Source organism: Arthrobacter sp. PTI12, from assembly GCF_056679915.1.
The window spans coordinates 2,293,761-2,317,397 of sequence record NZ_CM155256.1 but is presented as its reverse complement, the minus strand read 5'-3'; the positions used below and the strand labels follow the sequence as shown (position 1 = coordinate 2,317,397).

The window sequence follows — 23,637 nt, the reverse complement described above, 5'->3', positions numbered from 1 at the left end:
CGGACCAGGACGAGTCAGGCGGAGTGTGCCAGGACAACGTTCAGTTGAGCCGCTTTCCTACTGGTTGCAGGCACGAGGTCGCACGTCCATCGCTCCGATGCGGCCCGGAGTAATTGCTCTGGTGTCGCCGGCGGTTTTCCCCTGCGGGTGAGTAGGTGACGAGCCAGTTCGCCGCGGGTCTGTTTGGCGAAGTGGGAGACGGCCGTCCTCACTCCCTTGCGTTGCTGGAACACGTTCACTGCGACCGTTCGCTCCGGCACTCCGGACCACACGGTGGCGTAGGTGCTTGAGCGGCAGTCGACGATGAGTGAATCGCCGGCCCGCTCATCGAGGACGGACCGGAGCCGTTGCCGCCAGAAAGATGCCAGCCTGCCCGTGCCAGGCAGGTCAACTGACATCGAGAGCCGGTAGGCCGGCACTGCATCGGTGAACCCGACGGCACCCCACAGTGCAGAAACGACGACGACGGCGGAATCCGCCTTTCGCTTTTGCGTGGGGGTCATGCTGCGGTATCCCAGGGCATCATAGAGCACTCCGGAGTAGATGGAGTGGGCCGGCGCGGCGGGAACGTGGCGCAATTCGGTATTGCGGCGTACTTCCGCCGCGAGGGAATTCCCCACTCCGAGAACAGCATGTGCGTCATGGTGGGCGCTGGTCTTCGCAAGTGCGGCCAGCACTTCCGACCGGGCATCAGTCAACCCCGGAAATGCAAGCGAAGCCAGATCGAGGGGGCGCCCTTTGACTGCAGCCGTTTTTCCTTCAGAGGGCGGGAGCAGAATAAGCACCTCAACACTCTACCGTCGAGGGATCAGCGAAATGCTGCACACCAGGTCCGCGGCACATACGGCGTCTCCCGGCGCGTAGAATCGGAATGGATGGGTTGGCCAGGCGGCCGCGTGTGAAGCGCTTTTCGTGCTTCTCCCGAGGAACGTCCGGGCTCCGCAGGGCAGGGTGGTGGGTAACGCCCACTCGGGGTAACCCGCAGGCAAGTGCCACAGAGAATAGACCGCCCCGCTGGTTCGCCCAGAGGGGGTAAGGGTGAAACGGTGGTGTAAGAGACCACCAGCGCACCGGGTGACCGGAGCGGCTAGGTAAACCCCACCCGGAGCAAGGCCAGACAGGACACGGTTGAGGGCTGCCCGCCCGAGTGTCCGGGTAGGCCGCTGGAGGGCGCCGGCAACGGCGTTCGTAGATGGATGGCCGCCACTGCAGCTCCTCACGGATCCGCAGGACAGAACCCGGCGTATCGGCCAGCCCATCCACTTTCCGCAGGTTTTGCTCCACCGGCTCTGCATAATCCGTGGGAAGCGGTGTTTCGTCAAGAGTGCGGGCCCGTTCCCGACCAGTCATCCACAACCGGGCTTATCACCAGAGACGTTCCATTACGCTAAGGGAATGGCCGAGACGACTGCACCCAGAGCTTCCCTGGTGAGTCGCAATCCTAAGTTCAGGGCTCTGTGGTTATCGGCTACGGTAGGCGTTTTCGGCACTGCCGTTGCAGCTGTCGCCCTGCCGATCATTGCGGCGGTTGAGCTCGCGGCCAGCGACTTTGCGGTGGCGGCCCTTGCCGGCATGGCGTTCCTGCCCTGGCTGCTTTTCGGCCTGCCTATCGGAGTATGGGTTGACCGCTGGAAGCGCAAGCCTGTCATTGTCTGGTCCCTCGTGGCACGGATAGCGTCGCTCGCGACACTTCCGGTTGCGTACTGGTTTGGAATGCTTACGGTCACCCACCTGTTCGTTGTCGCATTCATAGCCGGTTTGTCATCGGTTTTCTTCAGCCTCGCCGATCAGGCGTTGGTGCAGCAGGCGCTCTCGGGGGATGAGCTGGTCGAGGGGAACGGCATCATCACCGCGTCCGGCGCCTCCGCAGACGCGGCGGGCAGGGGTATCGCGGGGTGGCTCACCGTGGTGATGGGAGCCTCCAACACACTTCTTGTGCAGGTGGGGGCGTCGCTCGCCTCTCTCGCTGCAATCTCGTCGTTGCGCATCGAAGAAAAGCCGGTCGCTGTTCGGGAGCGGCGCATCTTCGTGGAGATGATGGACGGGCTGCGGTACACCTTCAGCACGGCGCCGCTCCGGGCAATCCTCTTCAACGCTGCACTGTGGAACCTGGGCGGCAGCATGGTCGCCTCGCTGATGGTGCTGTTGGTTGTCCGGGTGCTGCAGGAGTCGGAAATCTGGCTCGGTCTGTTGATGGCTGCAACGTCGGTGGGAGGGGCTGTAGGCGGGCTAAGCGCCAAACGGCTTACCGAACGACTGGGTTCCGGACCGGTGTGGCGGTGGTCCATGGTTCCGGGCGTGCTTGGGTACGCGTCGCTCCTCATCATGACTCCGGGTCCAGGAATGGTGATCGGACTGGTCGGGATGTTCGTTATGGGTGTATCGATCGCGCTGAATATCGTTGTCGGCACAAGCTTCCGCCAACGTGTCTGTCCGCCGGCAATGATGGGAAGGCTGGGAGCTGCAACGAGGATGGTCAGTTGGGGGATGCTCGGCATCGCCAGCATCCTCGGCGGAGTCCTCGCCGAAGTGTTCGGCATTACCTCAGCCGTGCTGGTGGGTGTACTGCTGGCTGCTACAGCTCCAATGGTGGCGCTGTTCGGATCGCTTCGTTCGGTGGACCGTCTCGAAGACCTCGCGCGCGAGCCGCTGCCGGCTGACTAGTGGCCGAATGGGTCCGGATCGACACCCGGCATCCAGGTCAATCCCGGCTGACCCCACCCGTTGACCTTGGCGGCTTTCCTTGCTTTCCGCGAGTACTGCGCATTCAGCCGGTCAACATACAGCGTGCCGTTCAGATGATCGAACTCGTGCTGCATGCAGCGCGCAAACCACCCGGTTGCCTCGAACTCGACCGCGTTGCCCTCGCCGTCATACCCGTTGACCTTCGCCCACTCTGCGCGCTTGAGCGGGAAGGACTCTCCCGGGAATGAGAGGCACCCCTCCGACTCTTCCTCGTCCGGTTCGGCGCCGGAAACCTTCGTGGTGACCAGTGTGGGATTGACCAGGACTCCACGAGGGGGAACGTCGTCGTCATTCGCCATTCCGTAAACAAAGATGCGCAGACCCACCCCGATCTGCGGTGCCGCGAGGCCAACACCGTTCGCCTCGTCCATCGTCTCGTACATGTCTGCAATGAGGGAGCGCAGCTCATCGTCGAATTGTTCGACGTCGACAGCGCGCCGGTGCAGCACGGGTTCGCCGGCGATGGTGATGGGACGGACAGGCATAGGGACTCTTCCTTGCTCCGGTGGCTAGCGGGCGATATGGCGGCCGACGGTTTCGCGCATGATCTCACTCGTGCCGCCGAAAATGCTCAGGAGACGGACAGCGAGGAAGGCCTGCGCGATCGGGTATTCGAGGATATAGCCGTAGCCACCGTGGAGTTGCAGGCAACGATCCGTCACCGACTTCACCCGTTCGCTGGCCCATAGTTTGACCCGGGCGGCGCTGACGGCGTCCAGCGCTCCTTCATTGAACGCCACGACGGCCCGATCAACATAGGTTTCCAGAACCTCGACCTCGGTCTGGATGTCCGCAAGTTCAAACCGGGTGTTCTGGAAGTCGATGATCCGCTCGCCGAAGGCATTGCGTTCCTTCGCGTAGTGCACGGTTGTCTCATACATGGTCCGCGCCACGGCCGAGGATGCAACGGCAATCGCCAGACGCCCCTGCGGCAACTGTTCGGCCACGTACCGCAGCCCGTGCCCGGCCTCGCCGACGAGGTTCGCCTCCGGTACTCGCACGCTGTCGAAGAAGAGCTCGGACGTATCGGAGGCCTTCAGCCCCATCTTGTCCAACTGCTTCCCGGTCTCATATCCGGGACCCTTCTCGACCATGAACAGGGAGAAGGACTCGCTGCCGCCGCGTCCGGTGGAGCCATCCGTGCGGGCGAGGACCAGCGAGGCATCACCGCTGATCCCGTTTCCAATGAAAGTCTTCTGTCCGTTGATCAGCCAGCCGTCGCCGTCGCGCACGGCCTTGGTCCGGACGCCCCGCAAGTCACTGCCGGCGCCAGGCTCAGTCCATGCCACGGACGTGATCTTTTCGCCGGTGACCATGCCGGGCAGCCACTGCTGCTTGAGCTCGTCCGAGCCGTAGGCGAGCAGGTGGGGAAGGACCATGTCGTCGTGCAGGTGAAGAGCCAGCGCTGCGCCAAGGTGGTTGGCCCGGGCAAACTCTTCGTCGAGGACTACCCGGAAGCGGTAATCGGGCATGCCGGCTCCACCAAATTCCTCGGGCACGGCCAGGCCAAGCAGCCCCTGTTGACCGGCGGCGCTCCACATGCTGCGCGGCATAATGCGTTCCCGGTCCCACTGCGCGTAGTGCGGGGCAATCTCCCGTGCGTTGAACTCCTGCGCCACGTCCCGGAACAGTTCGTGGTCCTCCTCGAACAACGCCCGTTTCATACAGTTTTCCCTTCTGCTGATCCCCGTTTCGCGCAGCTCTAAACGAAGCGAGGAAATGCCAATGGCCGCCCCGAAATTACAGGACGGCCACGGAAGCCTGCGGCTACTGCCGGCGGGCGAAATGGGGTGAGTAACGGGGTTTGAACCCGCGACCTCCTGGACCACAACCAGGCGCTCTGCCAACTGAGCTATACCCACCATGCGACTCGGTAAGCAACCCGAGCCTGCACCGCACGGGGGGCGGGCTTGCTGGGGCTGAACGAGGCAGCGCAAACAATTCTACACACTTTTCGGACCACTTTTTCCAGGCACTCGGAACCCCAGCGCCCTGGACCGGTGACGCCTAGCTTCCGGCGGTGAGATTCCGCGCTGCCGTGCGGCTGGTCTCCGAATCGGGTCCGGGACCAGGAACAAAGATGGTGCTCCGGTAGTACTGCAGTTCCCGGATCGAATCCCTGATGTCGCCCAGCGCCCTGTGGTTGCCGATCTTCTCCGGAGCTTGGAAGTAGGCGCGTGGATACCAACGACGAGCCAACTCCTTGATGGTGGACACGTCCACCACCCGGTAATGGAGGTGTTCAACCACCAGAGGCATGTCGCGGGCAAGGAACACCCTGTCGGTTCCCACGGAGTTGCCACCCAGTTGTGCGCGGCGCGGTTCCGGCACATGCGCGGTGATGTACTTGAGTACGCGGTCCTGGGCTTCCTGCATGGTGACTCCGGACGGCAGCTCTTCCAGCAGGCCTGAAGCGGTATGCATGTTGCGCACGAAGTCGCCCATGGACTCCAGTGCGCCGGGAGGCGGTGCAATGACGACGTCGACCCCCTCACCGAGAATATTCAGTTCAGAGTCGGTGACGATGACTGCCACCTCAATCAGGGCATCCGCGACGGAGTCCAGGCCCGTCATCTCGCAGTCGATCCAGACGATGGGCTCACTAGTTATCGGCACCCGACAAATGTACCGGGTTATCGGTTGACCCCGGTCTATGTGTACAACCGTTCGGCGGCGTCCGGGCAGGTGAATGCTAAAATCGAGCGACCTCGATTCCTCCTCGCCGCCCTGTCAGACTGACGATCGGACCCTCCCGCAATGACCGCCCCTGCGCCTGCTTCCGTTGCGACCGCGCACATCGGGCGCCCCAGGATTGCGATCATTCAGGGCTTCATTGGCTCAATGCTCATGCTTGTCGGATCGTTCGGCGTAGGCTGGCTCTCGCTCGCTTCCAGGGAACTCCGGCAGGTGCAGGTGATCATCTGGCTGCGGTTCGAACCTGCCGGCGCTGTCCTTTCCGTCATTCTGCTTGCGTTGGGAGGGATGCTCCTGGTCAGGTCATGGCTGAGGCTCGGTCAACGTCTGCAGGGGTGGGGACCGGAGACGCATCGGACAATCCTGACCGCAATCCTCGCCTGGGCTGCCCCTATGTGCTTCGCGCTGCCCCTGTTCAGCAGGGATGTTTTCGCTTATATCGCTCAGGGCCAGGTCATGGTCGCCGGGCTTAACCCGTACGAAGACGGCTATTCCCAGATCTCCAACTATCTGCAGATCGGAGCGGATGATCTGTGGGCACAGAGCCCAACTCCGTACGGTCCTATTTTTCTCTGGATGGAAGAGCTGATAGTCCGTGCGACCGGAGGGCAGCCTGACCTGTCCATCCTGCTCTTTCGCCTGCTGGCGCTCGTGGGCGTTGCCTTGTGCATCTATTACGTGCCGCGACTCGCAGAACTGCATGGAGTGAATCCACATCGAGCGCTGTGGCTCACCGTTGCCAACCCGCTCTTCCTGACCAATTTCGTAGCGAGCATCCATAACGACTCCCTTATGGTGGGCCTTGCAGTGGCCGGACTCTATTTCGCAGCGAAGGGACGTTATGTCACGTCGGTTCTCCTGGTCACACTGTCCATCGGTATCAAGCCGATCACGCTGATTTTCCTCCCGTTCATCGGCCTGATGTGGGCAGGCCGCGATGCAAGTTGGCCGCGCAAGATCCTCTACTGGGCCATCACGGCGGGGATGTCCCTCGGAATCCTTTGGATTCTGGGAATCATGAACGGTTTCGGCTTCGGGTGGGTCGGCGCGCTCAGCACACCCGGCAGCGTGTGGATCTGGTATGCACCGGTCGGGTTCCTGGGCATGGTCGTGGCAGTGACCGGAGACGCCCTCGGTTTCGACGGCTGGTCATGGGCGGATGTTGTCCACACGATCGGCACTTTGGTGTCGCTGGTACTGATCACCTGGCTCATTTTCAAGGGGGACCATGCGCACCTCGTCCGCCGGCTGGCGCTGGCGCTCACCGCCGTCGTACTCCTAGCGCCAATGATCCAGGCCTGGTATGTCGTATGGCTGATTCCGTTGTTTGCCGTGACCGGGATCAGGGATGACTGGCAGGTGAAGGTGCTGTACTTTCTGGTGTCCTTTTTCATGATTTATGCGATCTCCGACCAACTGGACATATTCCCCTATATCGAACTTGACCTTGGAACTGCCCGCCAGATTGCCGCAGTGGTCGGGGTGGCGTTTGCGACCTATCTCGTGCTGTTGGATCCGCGAACGAAGACCCTCTTTCGAGGGTCGCGATCAACGGATCAGCTCCCTCTTAGCCGATAAGCACCGGTCCAGCGAACATGCGAAGCGTGCCTGATGACGCAATACTGGAAGGATGAGCGAACTGCAGGAACAGGTTGTCCGGGCCGCATTTGATATCTCGCAGTGGGAACCTGAGTCATATTCGGTGGAAGGCGCTGACAGTGAACTGACGCGTGTTCGCGCGACGAAAGAGTTCGCCGGAGACATCGAAGGTTCTTCGGTTGCTGAACTGCTCATGGCCGGCAATAACAGGGGAGCCGGTTATGTGGCATCAGAAGTCTTCACGGGTAGCGTTCTTGGGCGGCGCGGTAGCGTGATCGTCCAGCATTGGGGGCTGGCTGAAGGAAACGCAGCGGCGAGTTCCGGACACATCATTCCCGGGTCAGGGACTGATGAACTGGAGGGTATCGCTGGCCGGGCAGAGTACTCGCAGGACGTTGCGGGCCAGCACTATCTCGAACTGAGAGTGACCTTTCCCGAATGATTCGGTGCCCCCGGCGCGACTCGAACGCGCAACCTACGGATTAGAAGGCCGTTGCTCTATCCATTGAGCTACGGGGGCCTGGCGGGCGAACTGCCCACATGAGTTTAGCGGTTCCTAGTCTGCGTTATCTCCTCCACAGCGGACAAATTGCACTGCACTTTCGCACATAGCCGCATCCACAGGCCACTGGGCAAGCGATCCCGTCACAGACTGGAATCAGCCGACGCACCGGTGTCGGTTCTCGTTTTCTTGAAGGGACGCATGATGAGCAACTATGTGACAATCCGCGGTTTTGTGGGTACCGAGATCAAGTGCGCTGTAGCAGGTAGTGGGCTGCCGATCGCCAAATTCAGGCTGGGTAGTTCTGATCGCTACTTCGACAAGAAGACCAACGCGTGGGTGGATGGCGACACCAACTGGTATTCAGTGTCAATGTTCCGGCAGTTGGCCACCAACGCCGGCGTAAGCCTGCAGAAAGGCGACCGCATCATTGTCACGGGCAAACTAAGGGTTCGCACCTGGATCACTGACGAGGGTAAAAGCGGCACCACCGTTGAAATTGATGCGGATTCAGCCGGGCATGACCTCGTGTTCGGCACAGCCAGTTTCCGGAGATCAAGTGCAGATCGGAATGACTCTGCGGTGCAGGAAGGTGCAGATGAGGGTTTCGATGGCGTGAACTACGCCACCGGCGAGATTTCCACACCCGGTTACGGGGCGCCCGGTACAGCCGTTGAGGAGTCGCCCGAGCCATCGGATGACCCGGCGGAGACGGAGGTCGGCGGGGACCGGGAATTGGCGTCGGCGCCCTTCTAGACGAATTCCCGGCAGCGCCATGACAGAATTGCTGCATACGGAGACCGGTGAGGGGCAAGGATGGACATCAGGACAGTACGATCGGCTGCGCTGTCGTGCATCCTGTGTGTGGGCATCGGAATCGGCGCCAGCGGCTGCGGGACGGGCGCTGCCGGAAGTGAACCCCGGGCTATCCGAATGGCACCGGCAGCGCAAAGCCCCGGTACTGCAGTATCGACGACCGCCCCCAATCCCTCCGATATCGGCGCTCTTACCTCCAGTCTCAAGGACTCCTTGAGTTCGTTGGCAGCTGAGACAGATGACCCGGATGCAGAAGCGCTGCTGGCTGCCTTCGAGGCGGCGGGAGCGGACCAGCGTTCCGTCGAGGTGTCCATTGATACCACTCCAACCGGTCTCGAAGTAGACGCGATGACCGCCGCCGTGCCGCTTGGAGACACCTGCGTCTTCGGGCACATCCGTGATGGCTCTTCAACAGTCACTCAACTTCCCGTCCTCGCCAGCGGCAGGTGCTTCGTCGGGGACCAGCGGTAAAAGCCCACAGCCGGGCGCACCAACGGGACGCCGTCGAATATGTTCTAGGCGTCCTCACGCCGTAGCCTTGGACTATGGCGGAATTTATCTACACAATGACCAAGGCCCGTAAGGCCGTTGGGGACAAAGTAATTCTCGACGACGTAAGTATGTCGTTCTACCCGGGCGCCAAAATCGGTGTCGTGGGGCCCAACGGCGCGGGAAAGTCCACCATCCTGAAAATCATGGCTGGTTTGGATACTCCCTCGAATGGCGAGGCACGGCTTAGCCCTGGATACACAGTTGGCATCCTCCTCCAGGAACCGCCCCTGAACGAGGAAAAGACGGTTCTCGGCAACGTGCAGGAGGGCGTCGGAGAAATCTATGGCAAGATCCAGCGCTTCAACGAGATCTCCGAAGAAATGGCCAACCCTGACTCCGATTACGATCGGCTGCTCGATGAAATGGGCAAGCTCCAGGAAGCCATTGACGCCGCAGACGCCTGGGACATCGATTCCCAGCTCGAGCAGGCGATGGATGCCCTGCGCTGCCCACCGCCCGAGGCTGACGTGTCGATACTCTCCGGTGGAGAGCGGCGCCGCGTTGCGCTGTGCAAGCTGCTGCTCCAGAAGCCGGACCTGCTGTTGCTGGACGAACCGACCAACCACCTTGACGCTGAAAGCGTGCTGTGGCTCGAGCAGCATCTGTCTGCCTACCCCGGCGCAGTTCTCGCCGTCACTCACGACCGCTACTTCCTTGACCATGTCGCTGAGTGGATTGCGGAGGTTGACCGCGGACATCTCTACCCCTATGAAGGCAACTACTCCACGTATCTGGAGAAGAAGCGTGCGCGGCTCGAGATTCAGGGCAAGAAGGACCAGAAGCTTTCCAAGAGGCTTACTGAGGAGCTTGAATGGGTGCGGTCAAACGCGAAGGGTCGCCAGACCAAATCCAAGGCGCGTCTTGCCCGCTATGAGGAGATGGCATCGGAAGCAGAGCGGACCAGAAAGCTGGACTTCGAAGAAATCCAGATTCCACCCGGCCCGCGCCTCGGCAGCCAGGTGATTGAAGCACATGATCTCCGGAAGGGTTATGACGATCGCATCCTCATCGATGGACTGTCCTTCTCTCTGCCCCGGAACGGTATCGTCGGAGTAATCGGCCCGAACGGCGTCGGAAAGACCACCCTGTTCAAGACCATCGTCGGTCTGGAACCGCTCGACGGCGGAGAACTGAGGATCGGCGAGTCCGTCAAGATTTCCTATGTGGACCAGTCCCGTGGCGGGATCGATCCCAATAAGTCGCTGTGGGAAGTAGTGTCGGACGGCCTTGACTACATTCAGGTCGGCCAGGTCGAAATGCCGTCCCGTGCTTACGTGTCCGCGTTTGGTTTCAAGGGACCCGACCAGCAGAAGAAGGCGGGAGTGTTGTCCGGCGGCGAGCGTAACCGGCTGAACCTCGCGCTGACGCTGAAGCAGGGTGGAAATCTGCTCCTCCTCGACGAGCCCACCAACGACCTCGATGTCGAGACTCTTTCCAGCCTGGAAAACGCGCTGCTCGAATTCCCAGGCTGCGCCGTTGTGGTCTCGCACGACCGGTGGTTTCTGGACCGGGTAGCTACCCACATCCTGTCTTACGAGGGCACTGAGGAAGACCCGGCGAACTGGTACTGGTTCGAGGGTAACTTCGAGGCGTATGAGGAAAACAAGGTTGAGCGGCTTGGCCCTGATGCCGCCAAACCTCACCGTGTGACACACCGGCGTCTCACCCGCGACTAGAAAAGCGAGCTGACATTGACTGAGGGAGCGTGCGGACCGCGCGCTCCCTCAGTCAGTTAAGCACGGATCTCAATTCTTCCAGCGACGCATCTTCTGGTCCATCAGCTTTTTCTGCACGGCACCCTTCAGCTTGCTGCCTGCGTCGTCAGGCACGCGGATCATGCCCTCTTGCGCGACTGTGGCAACGAGATGGCCGGAGCGGTTATAGATTTTTCCTAACGCCAGCCCGCGGGCACCGGAAGCGCTGGGTGATGCCTGGATGTACAGCAGCCATTCATCGACCCGAACCGGGCGATGCCACCACATGGCATGGTCTAGACTCGCCACGCTCATCCCCGGGTGAATCCAGGTAAGGCCGTGCGGGCGCAGGATCGATTCGAGCAGCGTGTAGTCGCTCGCGTACGCAAGAGCCGCCTGATGCATCGCGGGATCTGCGGGCATCGCTCCGAATGTTTTCATCCAGACGGCGTTCACAGGTTCATCCGATCCTGTGTTCTCGACATAGAGCGGGGAGTCGATATGGCGGATGTCGAACGGGCGATCATAGGCCCACGCTTTCGCGACCGGATGATCGAAGCGTCCCAGGAGATCCGCCGTCGAGGGGAGCGACTCCGGCTCCGGGACGTCGGCCGGCATGGACTCCTGGTGCGTGATTCCCTCATCAGGTTGTTGGAAGGAAGCGATCATTGACAGGATGGGCACGCCGTTCTGGTATGCGTGAACCCGACGCGCCGAGAATGACCGTCCGTCGCGCAGCCGCTGTACCCCGAAGGTGATGGGCAGGGCGGCATCGCCGGCCCTCAGGAAGTAGCCGTGCATTGAGTGCACAAAGCGCGCCGATTCCACGGTGCGGATAGAAGCCATCAGAGCCTGGGCGAGCACCTGGCCTCCGAACACACGCTTGCCCGGTTGCTTCACCGGAGTAGCCACAAAGATCTCCTCGTCCGTCTGGGCTCCTGCGGCGCTGTCCAGGTCGAGAAGGGTGACAAGCGCGGCTGTAGGGTCCTGTGAGGGCTGGACGGACATGGTGATGGTTGGCTCCTTGTACTACACGGCGCTGTGCCTGGACGGCTCCCGGCTCATCCGGCAGCATGCCTTCAGTGGAACCATCACCGACATTAGACTGCGCGGCGTTCAGCCTCAACTGCGCGGATGAGAGAATTGCACCATGTCTCAACCCTCCACCATGTCCCGAGAACTCTCACTTGCCGATCCACAGGTGATGCTGGACCTGCGCACTTACGTAGGACGCGCACGCGCAGCCGAGGACGGAGCAGTCCGTCTCCAAGCCAGCGGGAAGGTGCTGGCGGCGTACGTGTGCATCCTCGCCCCCCGCATTCTCGGCGAGGCGACGCCGACGGTCCTCGGCCTGCGCACCATTCCGCTCGCGGAACCGGGACAGCTGGACACAACGGTGGCTTTAGCGTCCGTGTCCGACCGGCTGGCCCGCATGACGGAGAACGACGTCGTTCTGCCGGTGCCGCCGACAACGGTCACTGAAATCTGGGCTGGAGTTCTGCCGCCGCGGGCCGGCTGGGAATCGAAAGGCTCGATGTCAACTGACCTGCTGCTCGCCGCTGCCTCGGAGGGTATCCGGGAAGTGGCTCAATCAGTGCCGCAGTCTCCCGGCGCCATCGTTGTGAACAACGCACGCGGCATCATTTGGGGACGCCCGGTTGCAGAGGCACCGGCGGATCTGCCCGCAGGGGCAGCTTTTGGTGCGTTTGTCCTCGGTTTCCTGAAACCGGGCGAGCGGGCAAGCATCTTCACCAACAACCGTTGGACGCGCCTGAGTACGGGAACCGGGCACGTCCTCGTACGCCAGGCCGCTGTTCTCTAAACCGCAGCAGGGCTCTGCAGACCTCAGGCTGAATTGACCATGGAATGTGCCGCCCGATCCAGATAGTCCCATAGCGTCGCCTCGTGCAGCGGTGAAAGTTCAAGGGAATCGACGGCGTCGCGCATATGCGTCAGCCAGCGGTCGCGGGCAGCCGGTGTGACGTGGAAGGGCTGGTGGCGCATCCGCAGACGGGGGTGGCCACGAGTCTCACCGTAGGTTTTCGGTCCGCCCCAGTACTGCTCAAGAAACAGCAGGAGGCGTTCCTTGGCTGGACCCAGATCCTCTTCCGGGTACATGGGACGCAGCAACTCATCCGATGCCACGCCGGCGTAAAACACATCGACCAGGCGGACGAACGTTTCATGCCCACCGACGGCCTCGTAAAAGTTGTCGGTATAAGACGGCTGGTCAAAACGCGGCCCCACCGGGGTCAACTGGGCAATCGGTTCACCGAATCTCGACGGGATGGGAATCGGACCGGGTGTTTCACTGCTCATTGGCTTTTTCCACCTTTTCGTCATCTGCTGCGGGCGGAACGTAGTTGCCCTGTGTCCTGTTGCCTACCTTCATGATGTCACCGTTTCGGATGTACCAGATTGCACCGTTCTCATCCACCATGCGTGTGATTCGCAGTCCGACGGACTGCACAACCCCGACGGTATCTCCCACCTCGATGACGTCGCCGATGCCGTACTGATCTTCGATGGTGATGAAAAATCCCAGGAACGCGTCCCGGATTACTTCCCGGGCTCCGAAACCGATGGCAATACCGACGATCCCGACGCTTGCGAGGATAGGACCGATGTTGACTCCGAGCTGCTCGATTGCGGTCATGAGCGCGATGATCGCGATCGTGACCGCCGTCGTGCTGCGCAGTAGCGCACCGATGGTCTCGGCTCGTTGCATTCGCCGCTTGTGGTCAAGTGTGCGCAACACCGGCTGCGCCCACTGGAAATGCGGTTTCTTGAACATCTCATAGCCGTTCTGCACACGCTTCACCATGCGGTTGATCAACGCGCGAAGTATGAGCCAGAGTATGAGAGCAGCCAGCAGGATCAGCGCGGCGGCGATGATGTTTCCGCCGTAACCGAGCTGGTCAAGAAACTGCATGGGAATACCTTTCATCGGGCTGTACGCGGCCGGGAACATTCAGGGCTCGTCGGGCAGCTCAAGATTACCCGTCGTCGGCAGGCGCGAGCGCACACTGGTTTCCGGCGGCAATCGCGCTGCGCAGCTTAGATTAGCTGGTCAGGCGGTGGTCTTCTGGCGGGAAAGCTCGGTGACCGGGTTCGCTGTGCCGCCAACCATGACAACCGGTTCATGCAAGACGGGGAAATTGACTGATCGTCCGATGAAGCAGGCCGCAGCCGCGTCGGTGTGGATTGACTGGGCCGTATGTTTGACCGTGCTGTCCGTGATGGTGACCCGAGGCTTCAGTATGACGCCGGTGAACTCACCACTGCCATCAGCGTTGAGCCGCATGGTTCCCTCGGCCGCATCTTCATAGGCAGTCACAACAATGCCGTTCTTGACCGCCATATGAAGATAGGACAGCATATGGCACTGCGAAAGAGCGGCAAGGAGGAGCTGCTCCGGGTTCCAACGTTCGGGATTGCCGTGGAACGTCGGGTCTGCCGACCCGGGAATGATGGGGACGCCGGCTGATGCCACCTCGTGATCGCGGGTGTAGGACCGGTAGGAGGATGTGCCGGCACCGCGGTTCCCCGTCCACACCACGCGTACCTGATAGTGATGCTCAGAGAGGTTCATAGCCACAAAGTACACCCGTTGGCCGATAACCGCAGTGCGCGGACCGGCCAACGGGTGCAACTAGCGGCTTCTTCGCTACTTATCTGCTGCCTGCGCCCTGAGAGCGCGTGCCACGCCGTCCCGGTTTTCCAGAACGAGCCGGCGAAGCGAGGCAAGGTCCGGATCCAGAGTTGCCAGGAACTCGTCAGTGGCCGCGAGTGTGCCTTGCGTAGTCAATCGCGATGGATAGAGGCCGACAATAATCTGCTGGGCGATCTCATGCGTGCGGTTTGCCCACACATCCTTCGCCGAAGCGAAGTACTTCCCGGCGAAAGGTTCCAGAAGATTCGTGTCATGGACCCGTGTGAAGCCGGCGATCGCCGAACGCTGTGCAGCGTTTGGCATGTCTGAGCGCTCCACGATGGCCGTCCAGGCTTCCTCCTTTGCTTCAGCGGTCGGGATGGCCGCCTTCGCCTGCGCAGCGGCAAGGGCGCCGGTGGCCGTGGCGTCCTGCTCGAGTTCGGCGTCAATATCCCTCTGGGTCTTCCGGCCACCCACCACGAGGCTGGTCAATAGCTCCCACCGCAGGTCAGCATCCACAGTGAGTCCCTCTGGTGCAGCGGAACCGTCAAGGATCCGTTCGATGATGTCGAGCTGTGGTCCGGTTTGAGCGTGAACGGCGAACGCCTTCACGAACTGTAGCTGCGAGTCCGACCCGGCGTCAGCACCCTCCGCCAACTGCCACAGGCTGTCCGCGGCAGCTATCTCCATTGGCTGCCGGTCAGCCGGACTCACGTAGAGGGCGAGAGTGGTTGCGAGTTGCCGCAGGAGCACCAGAACCACTGAGGAGTCAGACTCTGAGGCGATGTTCTGCAGGATCAGCTCGACGTAATTGCGTGCAGGTGTCTCTCCGTCGCGGGCTGCATCCCAGGCCGACGCCCACACCAGCGTGCGGGGCAGGGACTCGCTGAAGTCCTTCAGATGACGGGTAGCGGTTCGCAGCGACCGGTCGTCAAGCCGGATTTTCGCGTAGGCGAGATCGTCGTCGTTGAGCAGCACAAGATCCGGCTGCTGCAACCCGATGAGTTCATCGACAACCGTGCGTTCTCCCGCAATATCGAGTTCAACCCGGTGCGAGCGCTCAAGCTGCCCGTTGCCTGTCAAATCATAGAAACCGATCGCCAAGCGGTGCGAACGGATCGTCGGAAAGTCCGCCACCGCGGACTGTTGGACCGCGAAGGAGGTGATAGCGCCGTCGTCGTTGGAAGTGATCTCCGGACGGAGGGTGTTGACACCGGCCGTTTCCAGCCACTGGGCTGACCACTCCTTCAGGTCACGGCCGCTTGCTTTCTCAAGCTCGACGAGCAGGTCGGAGAGCTCGGTATTGGACCAGGCGTGCTTGCCGAAGTATTCCCGCACTCCCTGCATGAACTTGTCCTGACCGACCCACGCCACCAGCTGTTTGAGCACGGAAGCGCCCTTGGCATAGGTGATGCCGTCGAAGTTGACCTGCACGTCCTCCAGGTCATTGATCGGAGCCACGATGGGATGGGTGGAGGGCAGCTGGTCCTGACGGTACGCCCAGGCCTTCTCGAGGGATGCGAACGTGGTCCACGACTGTGTGAACTTCGTTGCCTCCGCGGACGCCAGGGTGGACATGAACTCTGCAAAGGACTCGTTGAGCCACAGGTCATTCCACCAGCGCATGGTCACCAGGTCACCGAACCACATGTGGGCGAGTTCATGGAGGATAGTGATAGCGCGGCGTTCAATGGTGGCTTCGGTCACCCGGGAACGGAACACATAGCTTTCAAGGAAGGTCACCGCGCCGGCGTTTTCCATCGCTCCCGCGTTGAACTCGGGAACGAACAGCTGATCGTACTTCTCGAACGGATAAGGGGCGCCGAACTGCTCTTCGAAGAACTCGAAGCCCTGGCGGGTCAGCTCGAAGACGTTCTCGGCGTCGAGGTGTTGCATGAGCGACTTGCGTGCAAAGACGCCGAGGGGGATGGTCCGTCCGTCCGAGCTCGTGAGTTCACTGCGCACGGACTGGTACGGCCCGGCGATGAGGGCCGTGACGTAGGAAGAGAGCACCGGTGTTGGCTCGAAGGCCCAGGTGGAGCGTGCCCCGCCTTCATCAGCCGAGCCGGCTTCAGCGGGCTGGGGCGTGGGGGAGTTGGAAATGACATCCCAGTGCGACGGCGCAGTCACGGTGAATCGGAATGTCGCCTTCAGATCCGGCTGCTCGAAGACGGCAAAAACACGACGGGAATCCGGAACCTCGAATTGCGTATAGAGGTACACCTCATTGTCGACTGGATCGACGAAGCGATGCAGGCCCTCACCGGTGTTCATGTAGAGCATGTCGGCATCGATCACGAGCTCGTTGGACACAGCAAGGTTATCCAGACGGATGCGGACGCCGTCAGAGACATCCGCCACATCAAGGTCTACACCGTTGAGCGTCACCCGGTGGACCGATGCGGTGACGGCGTCAATGAACGTCGATGTACCCTGCTCGGCGTCGAAGGACACTACGGTGGTTGACCCGAAGATCGAGTCACCACGGGTCAGGTCAAGATTGATGGCGTAGCTGTGGACGCTGACTATGGCCGCGCGCTGGCGTGCTTCGTCCCGCGTCAGGTTCATACCTGGCAAGGTGATGCCTCCGAGAGTGGGGGAGTGGTACCGCGCGGTAACGCGGTGTGATCCACCTTACGCAGAACGGTGCACCTTCACCATTTCGCCGTTGCCCTTGCGCGGGCGATAGCGCTGTCCGGTTGAAGGCCGAGCTCAACCTGTTCACAAGGTCCCTTCCTTACCGTTGCATCAGCACGCAGTCGTGCAACGTCCCGCCACCGGTGGCGGTTTGGCGATGCGGCTGTCCGGATTGCATAGGAGTGTGAATATGTCCTCGAGATGGAGCACTGCGAGGGTCACCGCGATAGCGTCGGCGCTCGCGATTGGTGGCACAGCGATGGTTGCAACGCCAACGCTCGGCGCCCCCGGCGATGCGGATGCGTCGGCCGTGAAACTGCAACTGTCGCTGGAGTTGGGCCGCTCAATCCTGCTGGACGTAGACGCAGGTGCAGCAATTGAGGCGACGGGCGAAGTTGCCATACCGGACCTCTCAGCGCATCTCGGTGCGCTAACAGGAGCCAGCGTGGCAGGTACCGCTGCGCTCACGACGACGTCAGGCGCGGAAGGAACAACCAGCTCGGTTCTCGTCGAGGATCTGTCGGTTTCAATGTTCGGCTTGGCAGCGGTAGAGGCAAAACAAGTGGCCTCCTCCGCGGACTGCCTACCCGGAACTTCCCCCGCAGCCGAGACGGATTCCCAGGATGTGACCATTCTGGGAACACCGGTTGACATGGACGAGGTGCCAGTGGAAGGGCAGAGGATCGCAGCAGCGGCGACCGTGCCGGGGATGACAGCCGCTGAACTTGTCGCCAGAGTTCTACCGGCCACAGCCACCCAGAACGCCTCTTCAGCCACAGCTTCGGGCTTGACTGTCAACCTCTCGCTCACCGGGTCAGCTCCCGAGGTGGGCAAGATCGCTACAATCTGGCTTGGCCGCATCTCAATTGGAGACGTGAACTGCGAGCATCTGGAGGCACCGGAAGCGCCGACGGCGGAAGAACTGCTGCCGGCAAATGGCGTCAGTACCGGGGGAGACGCGGTGACGCTCCGAGGGTCCGGTTTCACAGCGGACACAACAGTTGCCATTGGTGGGACCGAAGCACGCGGAGTCGTCGTCGTGTCCGACAGGGAACTCACTTTCACTACTCCGGCAGGCACCGCCGGCCCGGCAGTGGTGACTGCAACGACTCCCTCCGGAACAACCAACGGGCTCGAATTCACCTATGCCGAACCTGCTCCCGAGGCCCCGGAGGTTGAGGAAGTCGATCCGGACGATACGGCATCGACCGGAGGCGAGGAGGTCTGGGTGTTCGGATCGGGATTCGTCAGGGGACAGACAAGCGTCACCGTCGGGGACACTGTAATTTCTCCGGACGACGTAGAGGTAATGAACACAGGAACGCTCATTGTGAATGCGCCGGCCCATCCGGCAGGGATTGCACCGCTGAGCGTCACCACTCCGGTTGGCACGAGCGGCACCGTGGATCTGACCTACATTGCAGCGGCTGCGCCTCCAGTCATCACGTCCATCACTCCGGACAAAGGTCCGCTGGAAGGTACCACCGTGGTCACGTTACGAGGCGCGGGCTTCCTATCCGACGCAACCATGGTGACCATGGGACCTGCATCATTCCTTGATGATGACGTCACCGTCGTGTCCGACACGGAGCTGTCCTTCACGGTCGAAGCGAATACAGCGGGACCGGTTGCGATCTTCATTACGACGCCGGCCGGCGTCTCCAATGAGGTGACCTACACCTACACCGCGGCGGCGCCCACACCGACAGCCACAGCGCTGTCGCCGACTTCCGGTTCGACTGAAGGCGGAACGTCCGTGACGGTGCTTGGCGGCGGTTTCGTTCCAGGCGAAACCTCGGTCACAGTGGACGGAGTGAGCATTCCAGCTGGGAACGTCGCGGTTTCCTCCTCTACGGAACTCTCCTTCGCTACTCCCGTCCACACAGCGGGCAGCGCGGACGTCGTGATCTCAACGTCGAACGGCGATTCCGCCCCGCTGAGCTTCTCCTACCTAGCGGCCACCGCGCCGCCAGCTGGTATTGATGGTCACGATTTTTCGGGTGACGGGAAGGTTGATGTGCTGGCTCGTGACCGGGATGGCCGGTTGTGGCAGTACCGCGGTGATGGGGCGGCGGGTTGGCAGCCTCGTGAGCAGGTTGGTGCTGGTTGGAACGTGATGACCAGCATCCTTGCCCCGGGTGACTTCTCCGGGGACGGGAAGGTTGATGTGCTGGCTCGTGACCGGGATGGCCGGTTGTGGCTGTACCGCGGTGATGGGGCGGCGGGTTGGCAGCCTCGTGAGCAGGTTGGTGCTGGTTGGAACGTGATGACCAGCATCCTTGCCCCGGGTGACTTCTCCGGGGACGGGAAGGTTGATGTGCTGGCTCGTGACCGGGATGGCCGGTTGTGGCTGTACCGCGGTGATGGGGCGGCGGGTTGGCAGCCTCGTGAGCAGGTTGGTGCTGGTTGGAACGTGATGACCAGCATCCATGGGCCCGGTGACTTCTCCGGGGACGGGAAGGTTGATGTGCTGGCTCGTGACCGGGATGGCCGGTTGTGGCTGTACCGCGGTGATGGGGCGGCGGGTTGGCAGCCTCGTGAGCAGGTTGGTGCTGGTTGGAACGTGATGACCAGCATCCATGGGCCCGGTGACTTCTCCGGGGACGGGAAGGTTGATGTGCTGGCTCGTGACCGGGATGGCCGGTTGTGGCTGTACCGCGGTGATGGGGCGGCGGGTTGGCAGCCTCGTGAGCAGGTTGGTGCCGGCTGGAACATCATGACCAGCATCCTCTAACACCCACAGGGCTATCCCGGCCCAAACATAAGCAAGGCTTCCGGCGCTGTACAAGCGTCGGGGGCCTTGCTCTTGCACAAAGCTGATCCGTGAAATGCCGAGTGCCCGCAGTGAACCGTTCCAGCTTCGGCAGCCGGCGTGTTCGCCGGGCGCTCAGCTGCGCGCTGCCGCCAGCGAACATCTCAAGGTATTCCCAGCCTCCACTCGGCACAGTTGCCCCAGGGCAAGTTTTACCTCTGCCTCACCCGGGAGCGGTCTCGTTCGTCGGGGGACTCGGAAACCATCAGGGAGACGATGATGAAATCGAACGGAACACACCTTGCGGCAGGGGCAACTCCGCGCGCAAGCAAGTTATGGAGGGGGACCGGTATAACTGCGACGGCGGTTGTGCTCCTGTCCACTTTCGGTCCACCAGCTGGCGCCATTCCGCAGGCGTCCACCGCAATACTGCCGGCAGCTGTAGCAACGGGCCCGCAAGGGAGCGTCGGCCCTGTGAACCCGGAGACGGGGTATCCGTATTGGTACGGCGACAAGACTGGCCTCCGGCTCGAGCTTTGCCTTGATGTCGCCACTGTGTGCCCCGTGGTCGCGGAGGGTTTCGATCCGGCACAGCCACCGGCTATCCCGGGCAACTTTCCGGACGAGTCGTTCTGGTACTCAGCGGAAGCATCCCTGCCGTTATCGACGGGGGAAGAAGCACGCCTCATCATGGCCACGGAAGCGGCGTTCGGCGGAGCCGGCGACGTTGCGCAGGGCCAGCAGAACGCGTTCGCCCGGATGCGTATCCGCTTTGATGGAGCCCAACCGCTGGAAACCTATACGGCGACGACACCGTACGGGATCTTTGAAGTGACGGCAGACGATCGCGGACGGGTGCGCTTCACCGAGGATCTCGGCTGCCTCCAGCAGCCGTGTGACTGGACAGAGCCGCTAAGCGGAAAGATCGGACCATTCCTGCGGTGGGATGCGGAAGCTCCGGCCGGATCAATCGGTGATCCAAACATTCCGCATACCGTAACCGGAAGCCCGTCTGGTATGAACCTTTTCCGCCTTGAAGGTCCCGGCATGGAAACTGCTGAGACGGACCTCTTTGCAGTGCAGGGCAAGATCGCCACGGTACGTGTGGGCGTGGACAAGCCTGGCGGCGTCTACAGGGCGGCCACTACGGTCAACATCCAGGCGTCCTTCCCCGATGAGGCGAAGATCATCTACACGACCGACAACAGCGAGCCGATGGCCGAGGACGGTACCGTGAGCGCCACGGCAACCGTGTGGACACCATCCGAGGGTGATGAGGATGTGGCTCCTGTAGAACTCGCCACCCCCGGTAAGACGGTGTTGAAGTACATGGCCGTCAGCATGACCGAGCCGACTCAGCGGACCGGCATCCAGACTGAAACCTACACTCTCGATGCCACGAGCCCCTGGATCGAGGCAGCACCGAGCGCAACGCCCGGTCCCCACGCAGGACCTCAGCAGGTCACGCTGGCTGGAACCACAGAGTTGGGCGAAGCAGCGAAGATCTACTACACCCTCGATGGTTCGGAACCGACGTACGATGCCGTCGGCGTCGCCGTTGGCTCCACGATCGCCTACGACGGCAAGCCCATCCCGGTGACCAGCACAACGCTCATCCGGGCTATGTCGGTCGATGGCGACGGAACGGCCGGTGAGATCCGGAACTTCAACTACGTCATCCACAACCTGAAAACCGTAGGTCCCGTTGCAGTTTCCGGAGACGGTCAGCACGGCTATCCCTCATTCCTTGAGGACAATGGGTGGGCAGCTAGTGAAGGCGTGGCCGCACAGGACCCAGTAAAGCTGGAATTGTGCCTCAACGATCCGCTGTGTCCCATCATCGAAGAACTGCCGTTCCCCTTGGACCCACTGCAGTTCCCGCGGAACTTCCCCGGTGAGTCCTTCTGGTGGGCTGCTGAAGCGTTCCTGCCAGTCGGCGACGAGGAGGTGCGCCTGACGCTCGCTCTGGAAGCAGCATTCACGGGCGAAGGAGCCGCGGTGGGAGATGAAGTCGCTTTCGGTCGCATCCGCGTTCGGGGTGATGCAGTGTTCGAAAGCGGCGCCACCTACGAGATCACCCATCCGTACGGGAAGTTTCAGGTTGTCGCTGATGACACCGGAAGCCTCCGCTACACAGAGGACCTCGGAAGCATGAACGGCAACGGTGAATTCTCACCATTGCTCGAAGCGAAGATCGGACCGTTCCTGCGGTGGACTGAAGGGGCACCCGCGGGCTACCTCGGAGACGGTAGTACACCTCACGCCGTCGTCGGCAGCCCCTACGACACCAACTATTTTGAAATCCACAAGGTCTTGACGACCGACAACGTGCCGGTTCGGGAGATTATCGGAACGAGGACGACCGACTTCGTTGTCCAGGGCAAGACGGTCGGTGCCACTCCACCGGAAGCCCCGGCTGTAGCAGCAAGCATTGCGGGAGGGGCGTTCAATACGCCGCAAACCGTGACGCTTACATCCAACCCGGGTGACTTGCCGATCTTCTTCACCACTGACGGTACGCCTCCCGAGCCCGATGGCAACCTATACACCGGACCCATCACCATCAACGCGGACACGGTTTTGCAGTTCATCGCGGTGAATCAGGGAGTCGCATCGCCAATCGTTACGGAGACGTACACGATCGATACGGTGGCTCCGGAGCTGACAACCACAACGCCGGGCGGTACGTTCACCGCAGCGACGACAGCGACTCTCGCCGCCAGCGAAGGCGCAGCAATCCGTTTCACCACGGATGGGACTGAACCCACGGTGGCCAGCACGCTGTACACCGCGCCAATCGCAATAGCTCAGACCACAACGCTCCGTGCGATTGCGGTCGACGCTGCCGGCAACGTCAGTCCACTCGGGCAATGGGTGTTCACCATCAATGCCCCAGCTGGTATTGATGGTCACGATTTTTCGGGTGACGGGAAGGTTGATGTGCTGGCTCGTGACCGGGATGGCCGGTTGTGGCTGTACCGCGGTGATGGGGCGGCGGGTTGGCAGCCTCGTGAGCAGGTTGGTGCTGGTTGGAACGTGATGACCAGCATCCTTGCCCCGGGTGACTTCTCCGGGGACGGGAAGGTTGATGTGCTGGCTCGTGACCGGGATGGCCGGTTGTGGCTGTACCGCGGTGATGGGGCGGCGGGTTGGCAGCCTCGTGAGCAGGTTGGTGCTGGTTGGAACGTGATGACCAGCATCCTTGCCCCGGGTGACTTCTCCGGGGACGGGAAGGTTGATGTGCTGGCTCGTGACCGGGATGGCCGGTTGTGGCTGTACCGCGGTGATGGGGCGGCGGGTTGGCAGCCTCGTGAGCAGGTTGGTGCTGGTTGGAACGTGATGACCAGCATCCATGGGCCCGGTGACTTCTCCGGGGACGGGAAGGTTGATGTGCTGGCTCGTGACCGGGATGGCCGGTTGTGGCTGTACCGCGGTGATGGGGCGGCGGGTTGGCAGCCTCGTGAGCAGGTTGGTGCTGGTTGGAACGTGATGACCAGCATCCATGGGCCCGGTGACTTCTCCGGGGACGGGAAGGTTGATGTGCTGGCTCGTGACCGGGATGGCCGGTTGTGGCTGTACCGCGGTGATGGGGCGGCGGGTTGGCAGCCTCGTCAGCAGGTTGGTGCCGGCTGGAACATCATGACCAGCATCCTCTAACACCCACAGGGCTATCCCGGCCCAAACATAAGCAAGGCTTCCGGCGCTGTACAAGCGTCGGGGGCCTTGCTTATATCCTGCTCAGATCCCGCAAAGCCCCTGCGAGGCCGCCGCATCCAACGGCAGCTCCGGCGGGCTCACGCCATAAGGACGATGCTGTTGCACCCGTTGTACCGCTGAGGGTGGTTGGCTGTCACCTGCGGGCACCGGCTGTCCAAGGTTCTCAGCGGCGGACGTCGTGATGGCCAAAATAGCGGGAATGACAAGCCCGCTATGAATGTCCCGTCTCTAGCCCGTTTGTACAGTGAGGGCTCCCGCCGCGAGACCGGGTGCGGGT

General features: G+C 61.7%; 18 protein-coding genes, 2 tRNA genes and 1 other RNA gene. 10 read left to right on the top strand and 11 right to left on the bottom strand.

The genetic code is table 11. The features are described 5' to 3' along the window. Positions 1 to 14: 14 nt before the first annotated feature. Entirely contained in the window at positions 15 to 785 is a 771-nt protein-coding gene (locus tag AC1MBU_RS11095) for a YaaA family protein (RefSeq protein WP_277357260.1), read from the bottom strand. A 91-nt stretch (positions 786 to 876) separates the two neighbouring features. Between AC1MBU_RS11095 and rnpB the strand changes: the two genes are divergently transcribed. Further along, positions 877 to 1,262: RNase P RNA component class A (gene rnpB / locus AC1MBU_RS11090), an RNA gene on the top strand. A 166-nt stretch (positions 1,263 to 1,428) separates the two neighbouring features. Continuing rightward, the gene (locus tag AC1MBU_RS11085; RefSeq protein ID WP_479787207.1) at positions 1,429 to 2,664 is read left to right on the top strand and encodes an MFS transporter; all 1,236 of its coding nucleotides are present in this window, start codon (positions 1,429 to 1,431) and stop codon (positions 2,662 to 2,664) included. Here AC1MBU_RS11085 and def read toward each other — a convergent pair. The 4 genes from def to orn form a co-directional block, all read right to left on the bottom strand. After that, the gene (gene def, locus AC1MBU_RS11080) at positions 2,661 to 3,230 is read right to left on the bottom strand and encodes a peptide deformylase (RefSeq protein WP_056546858.1); all 570 of its coding nucleotides are present in this window, start codon (positions 3,228 to 3,230) and stop codon (positions 2,661 to 2,663) included. The two genes, AC1MBU_RS11085 and def, sit on opposite strands and share 4 nt — an antisense overlap. Before the next feature lie 24 nt (positions 3,231 to 3,254). Beyond that, positions 3,255 to 4,409 (bottom strand): acyl-CoA dehydrogenase family protein, encoded by a 1,155-nt coding sequence (locus AC1MBU_RS11075; protein ID WP_346028206.1) that lies wholly within the window; start codon positions 4,407 to 4,409, stop codon positions 3,255 to 3,257. A 122-nt stretch (positions 4,410 to 4,531) separates the two neighbouring features. Beyond that, positions 4,532 to 4,607 (bottom strand) — tRNA-His (locus tag AC1MBU_RS11070). A gap of 145 nt (positions 4,608 to 4,752) precedes the next feature. Then, a complete protein-coding gene (orn, locus tag AC1MBU_RS11065) occupies positions 4,753 to 5,361 on the bottom strand; it encodes an oligoribonuclease (protein WP_471671763.1) in 609 nt (202 codons plus the stop codon). Positions 5,362 to 5,502: 141 nt separating this feature from the next. Between orn and mptB the strand changes: the two genes are divergently transcribed. Continuing rightward, the gene (gene mptB / locus AC1MBU_RS11060) at positions 5,503 to 7,017 is read left to right on the top strand and encodes a polyprenol phosphomannose-dependent alpha 1,6 mannosyltransferase MptB (RefSeq protein WP_346028208.1); all 1,515 of its coding nucleotides are present in this window, start codon (positions 5,503 to 5,505) and stop codon (positions 7,015 to 7,017) included. Positions 7,018 to 7,069: 52 nt separating this feature from the next. Further along, the gene (locus AC1MBU_RS11055; protein ID WP_277357265.1) at positions 7,070 to 7,480 is read left to right on the top strand and encodes a DUF3224 domain-containing protein; all 411 of its coding nucleotides are present in this window, start codon (positions 7,070 to 7,072) and stop codon (positions 7,478 to 7,480) included. A 5-nt stretch (positions 7,481 to 7,485) separates the two neighbouring features. Here AC1MBU_RS11055 and AC1MBU_RS11050 read toward each other — a convergent pair. Next, positions 7,486 to 7,558: transfer RNA gene (locus AC1MBU_RS11050), tRNA-Arg, on the bottom strand. Positions 7,559 to 7,741: 183 nt separating this feature from the next. Between AC1MBU_RS11050 and AC1MBU_RS11045 the strand changes: the two genes are divergently transcribed. The 3 genes from AC1MBU_RS11045 to ettA all read left to right on the top strand — a co-directional run bounded on the left by AC1MBU_RS11045 (position 7,742) and on the right by ettA (position 10,584). Next, positions 7,742 to 8,296: a single-stranded DNA-binding protein gene (locus tag AC1MBU_RS11045; RefSeq protein ID WP_277357266.1), complete on the top strand. Its 555-nt coding sequence runs from the start codon at positions 7,742 to 7,744 to the stop codon at positions 8,294 to 8,296. 282 nt (positions 8,297 to 8,578) lie between these two features. Beyond that, positions 8,579 to 8,827 carry a DUF6993 domain-containing protein gene (locus AC1MBU_RS11040; RefSeq protein ID WP_346028209.1) on the top strand — a complete coding sequence of 83 codons (249 nt, stop codon included), beginning with the start codon at positions 8,579 to 8,581 and terminating at the stop codon, positions 8,825 to 8,827. Positions 8,828 to 8,901: 74 nt separating this feature from the next. Then, complete coding sequence (ettA, locus tag AC1MBU_RS11035; RefSeq protein WP_479787206.1) at positions 8,902 to 10,584, top strand: energy-dependent translational throttle protein EttA; 1,683 nt, start codon at positions 8,902 to 8,904, stop codon at positions 10,582 to 10,584. Positions 10,585 to 10,653: 69 nt separating this feature from the next. On the opposite strand, the gene AC1MBU_RS11030 is transcribed toward ettA, so the two are convergent. After that, positions 10,654 to 11,610, bottom strand: coding sequence for an acyl-CoA thioesterase (locus AC1MBU_RS11030; protein ID WP_277357269.1), 957 nt, complete (start codon positions 11,608 to 11,610; stop codon positions 10,654 to 10,656). A 142-nt stretch (positions 11,611 to 11,752) separates the two neighbouring features. On the opposite strand from AC1MBU_RS11030, the gene AC1MBU_RS11025 reads away from it, so the two are divergent. Next, positions 11,753 to 12,424 (top strand): DUF8185 domain-containing protein, encoded by a 672-nt coding sequence (locus tag AC1MBU_RS11025; RefSeq protein WP_346028211.1) that lies wholly within the window; start codon positions 11,753 to 11,755, stop codon positions 12,422 to 12,424. A 23-nt stretch (positions 12,425 to 12,447) separates the two neighbouring features. Here the strand turns inward: AC1MBU_RS11025 and AC1MBU_RS11020 are convergent, their stop codons facing one another. From AC1MBU_RS11020 to pepN, 4 genes are all read right to left on the bottom strand, one after another. Next, a complete protein-coding gene (locus tag AC1MBU_RS11020; RefSeq protein WP_277357271.1) occupies positions 12,448 to 12,921 on the bottom strand; it encodes a globin in 474 nt (157 codons plus the stop codon). Further along, complete coding sequence (locus AC1MBU_RS11015; protein WP_277357272.1) at positions 12,911 to 13,534, bottom strand: mechanosensitive ion channel family protein; 624 nt, start codon at positions 13,532 to 13,534, stop codon at positions 12,911 to 12,913. Before AC1MBU_RS11015 ends, AC1MBU_RS11020 begins: the two co-directional genes overlap by 11 nt. Before the next feature lie 138 nt (positions 13,535 to 13,672). Next, complete coding sequence (locus tag AC1MBU_RS11010; protein ID WP_277357273.1) at positions 13,673 to 14,194, bottom strand: OsmC family protein; 522 nt, start codon at positions 14,192 to 14,194, stop codon at positions 13,673 to 13,675. 75 nt (positions 14,195 to 14,269) lie between these two features. Beyond that, entirely contained in the window at positions 14,270 to 16,822 is a 2,553-nt protein-coding gene (gene pepN, locus AC1MBU_RS11005; protein WP_479787205.1) for an aminopeptidase N, read from the bottom strand. A gap of 259 nt (positions 16,823 to 17,081) precedes the next feature. On the opposite strand from pepN, the gene AC1MBU_RS11000 reads away from it, so the two are divergent. Further along, complete coding sequence (locus AC1MBU_RS11000; protein ID WP_479787204.1) at positions 17,082 to 19,625, top strand: IPT/TIG domain-containing protein; 2,544 nt, start codon at positions 17,082 to 17,084, stop codon at positions 19,623 to 19,625. A 492-nt stretch (positions 19,626 to 20,117) separates the two neighbouring features. Further along, entirely contained in the window at positions 20,118 to 23,300 is a 3,183-nt protein-coding gene (locus AC1MBU_RS10995; protein ID WP_479787203.1) for a chitobiase/beta-hexosaminidase C-terminal domain-containing protein, read from the top strand. The last annotated feature ends 337 nt before the right edge of the window (positions 23,301 to 23,637 follow it).

Coding starts and splice junctions, on each gene's coding strand:
- AC1MBU_RS11045 (WP_277357266.1), top strand. CDS start 7,742: ATGATGAGCAACTATGTGACAATCCGCGGTTTTGTGGGTACCGAGATC.
- pepN (WP_479787205.1), bottom strand. CDS start 16,822: ATGAACCTGACGCGGGACGAAGCACGCCAGCGCGCGGCCATAGTCAGC.
- AC1MBU_RS11000 (WP_479787204.1), top strand. CDS start 17,082: ATGTCCTCGAGATGGAGCACTGCGAGGGTCACCGCGATAGCGTCGGCG.
- AC1MBU_RS11010 (WP_277357273.1), bottom strand. CDS start 14,194: ATGAACCTCTCTGAGCATCACTATCAGGTACGCGTGGTGTGGACGGGG.
- ettA (WP_479787206.1), top strand. CDS start 8,902: ATGGCGGAATTTATCTACACAATGACCAAGGCCCGTAAGGCCGTTGGG.
- mptB (WP_346028208.1), top strand. CDS start 5,503: ATGACCGCCCCTGCGCCTGCTTCCGTTGCGACCGCGCACATCGGGCGC.
- AC1MBU_RS11025 (WP_346028211.1), top strand. CDS start 11,753: ATGTCTCAACCCTCCACCATGTCCCGAGAACTCTCACTTGCCGATCCA.
- AC1MBU_RS11020 (WP_277357271.1), bottom strand. CDS start 12,921: ATGAGCAGTGAAACACCCGGTCCGATTCCCATCCCGTCGAGATTCGGT.
- AC1MBU_RS11055 (WP_277357265.1), top strand. CDS start 7,070: ATGAGCGAACTGCAGGAACAGGTTGTCCGGGCCGCATTTGATATCTCG.
- AC1MBU_RS11075 (WP_346028206.1), bottom strand. CDS start 4,409: ATGAAACGGGCGTTGTTCGAGGAGGACCACGAACTGTTCCGGGACGTG.
- AC1MBU_RS11015 (WP_277357272.1), bottom strand. CDS start 13,534: ATGCAGTTTCTTGACCAGCTCGGTTACGGCGGAAACATCATCGCCGCC.
- AC1MBU_RS11030 (WP_277357269.1), bottom strand. CDS start 11,610: ATGTCCGTCCAGCCCTCACAGGACCCTACAGCCGCGCTTGTCACCCTT.
- def (WP_056546858.1), bottom strand. CDS start 3,230: ATGCCTGTCCGTCCCATCACCATCGCCGGCGAACCCGTGCTGCACCGG.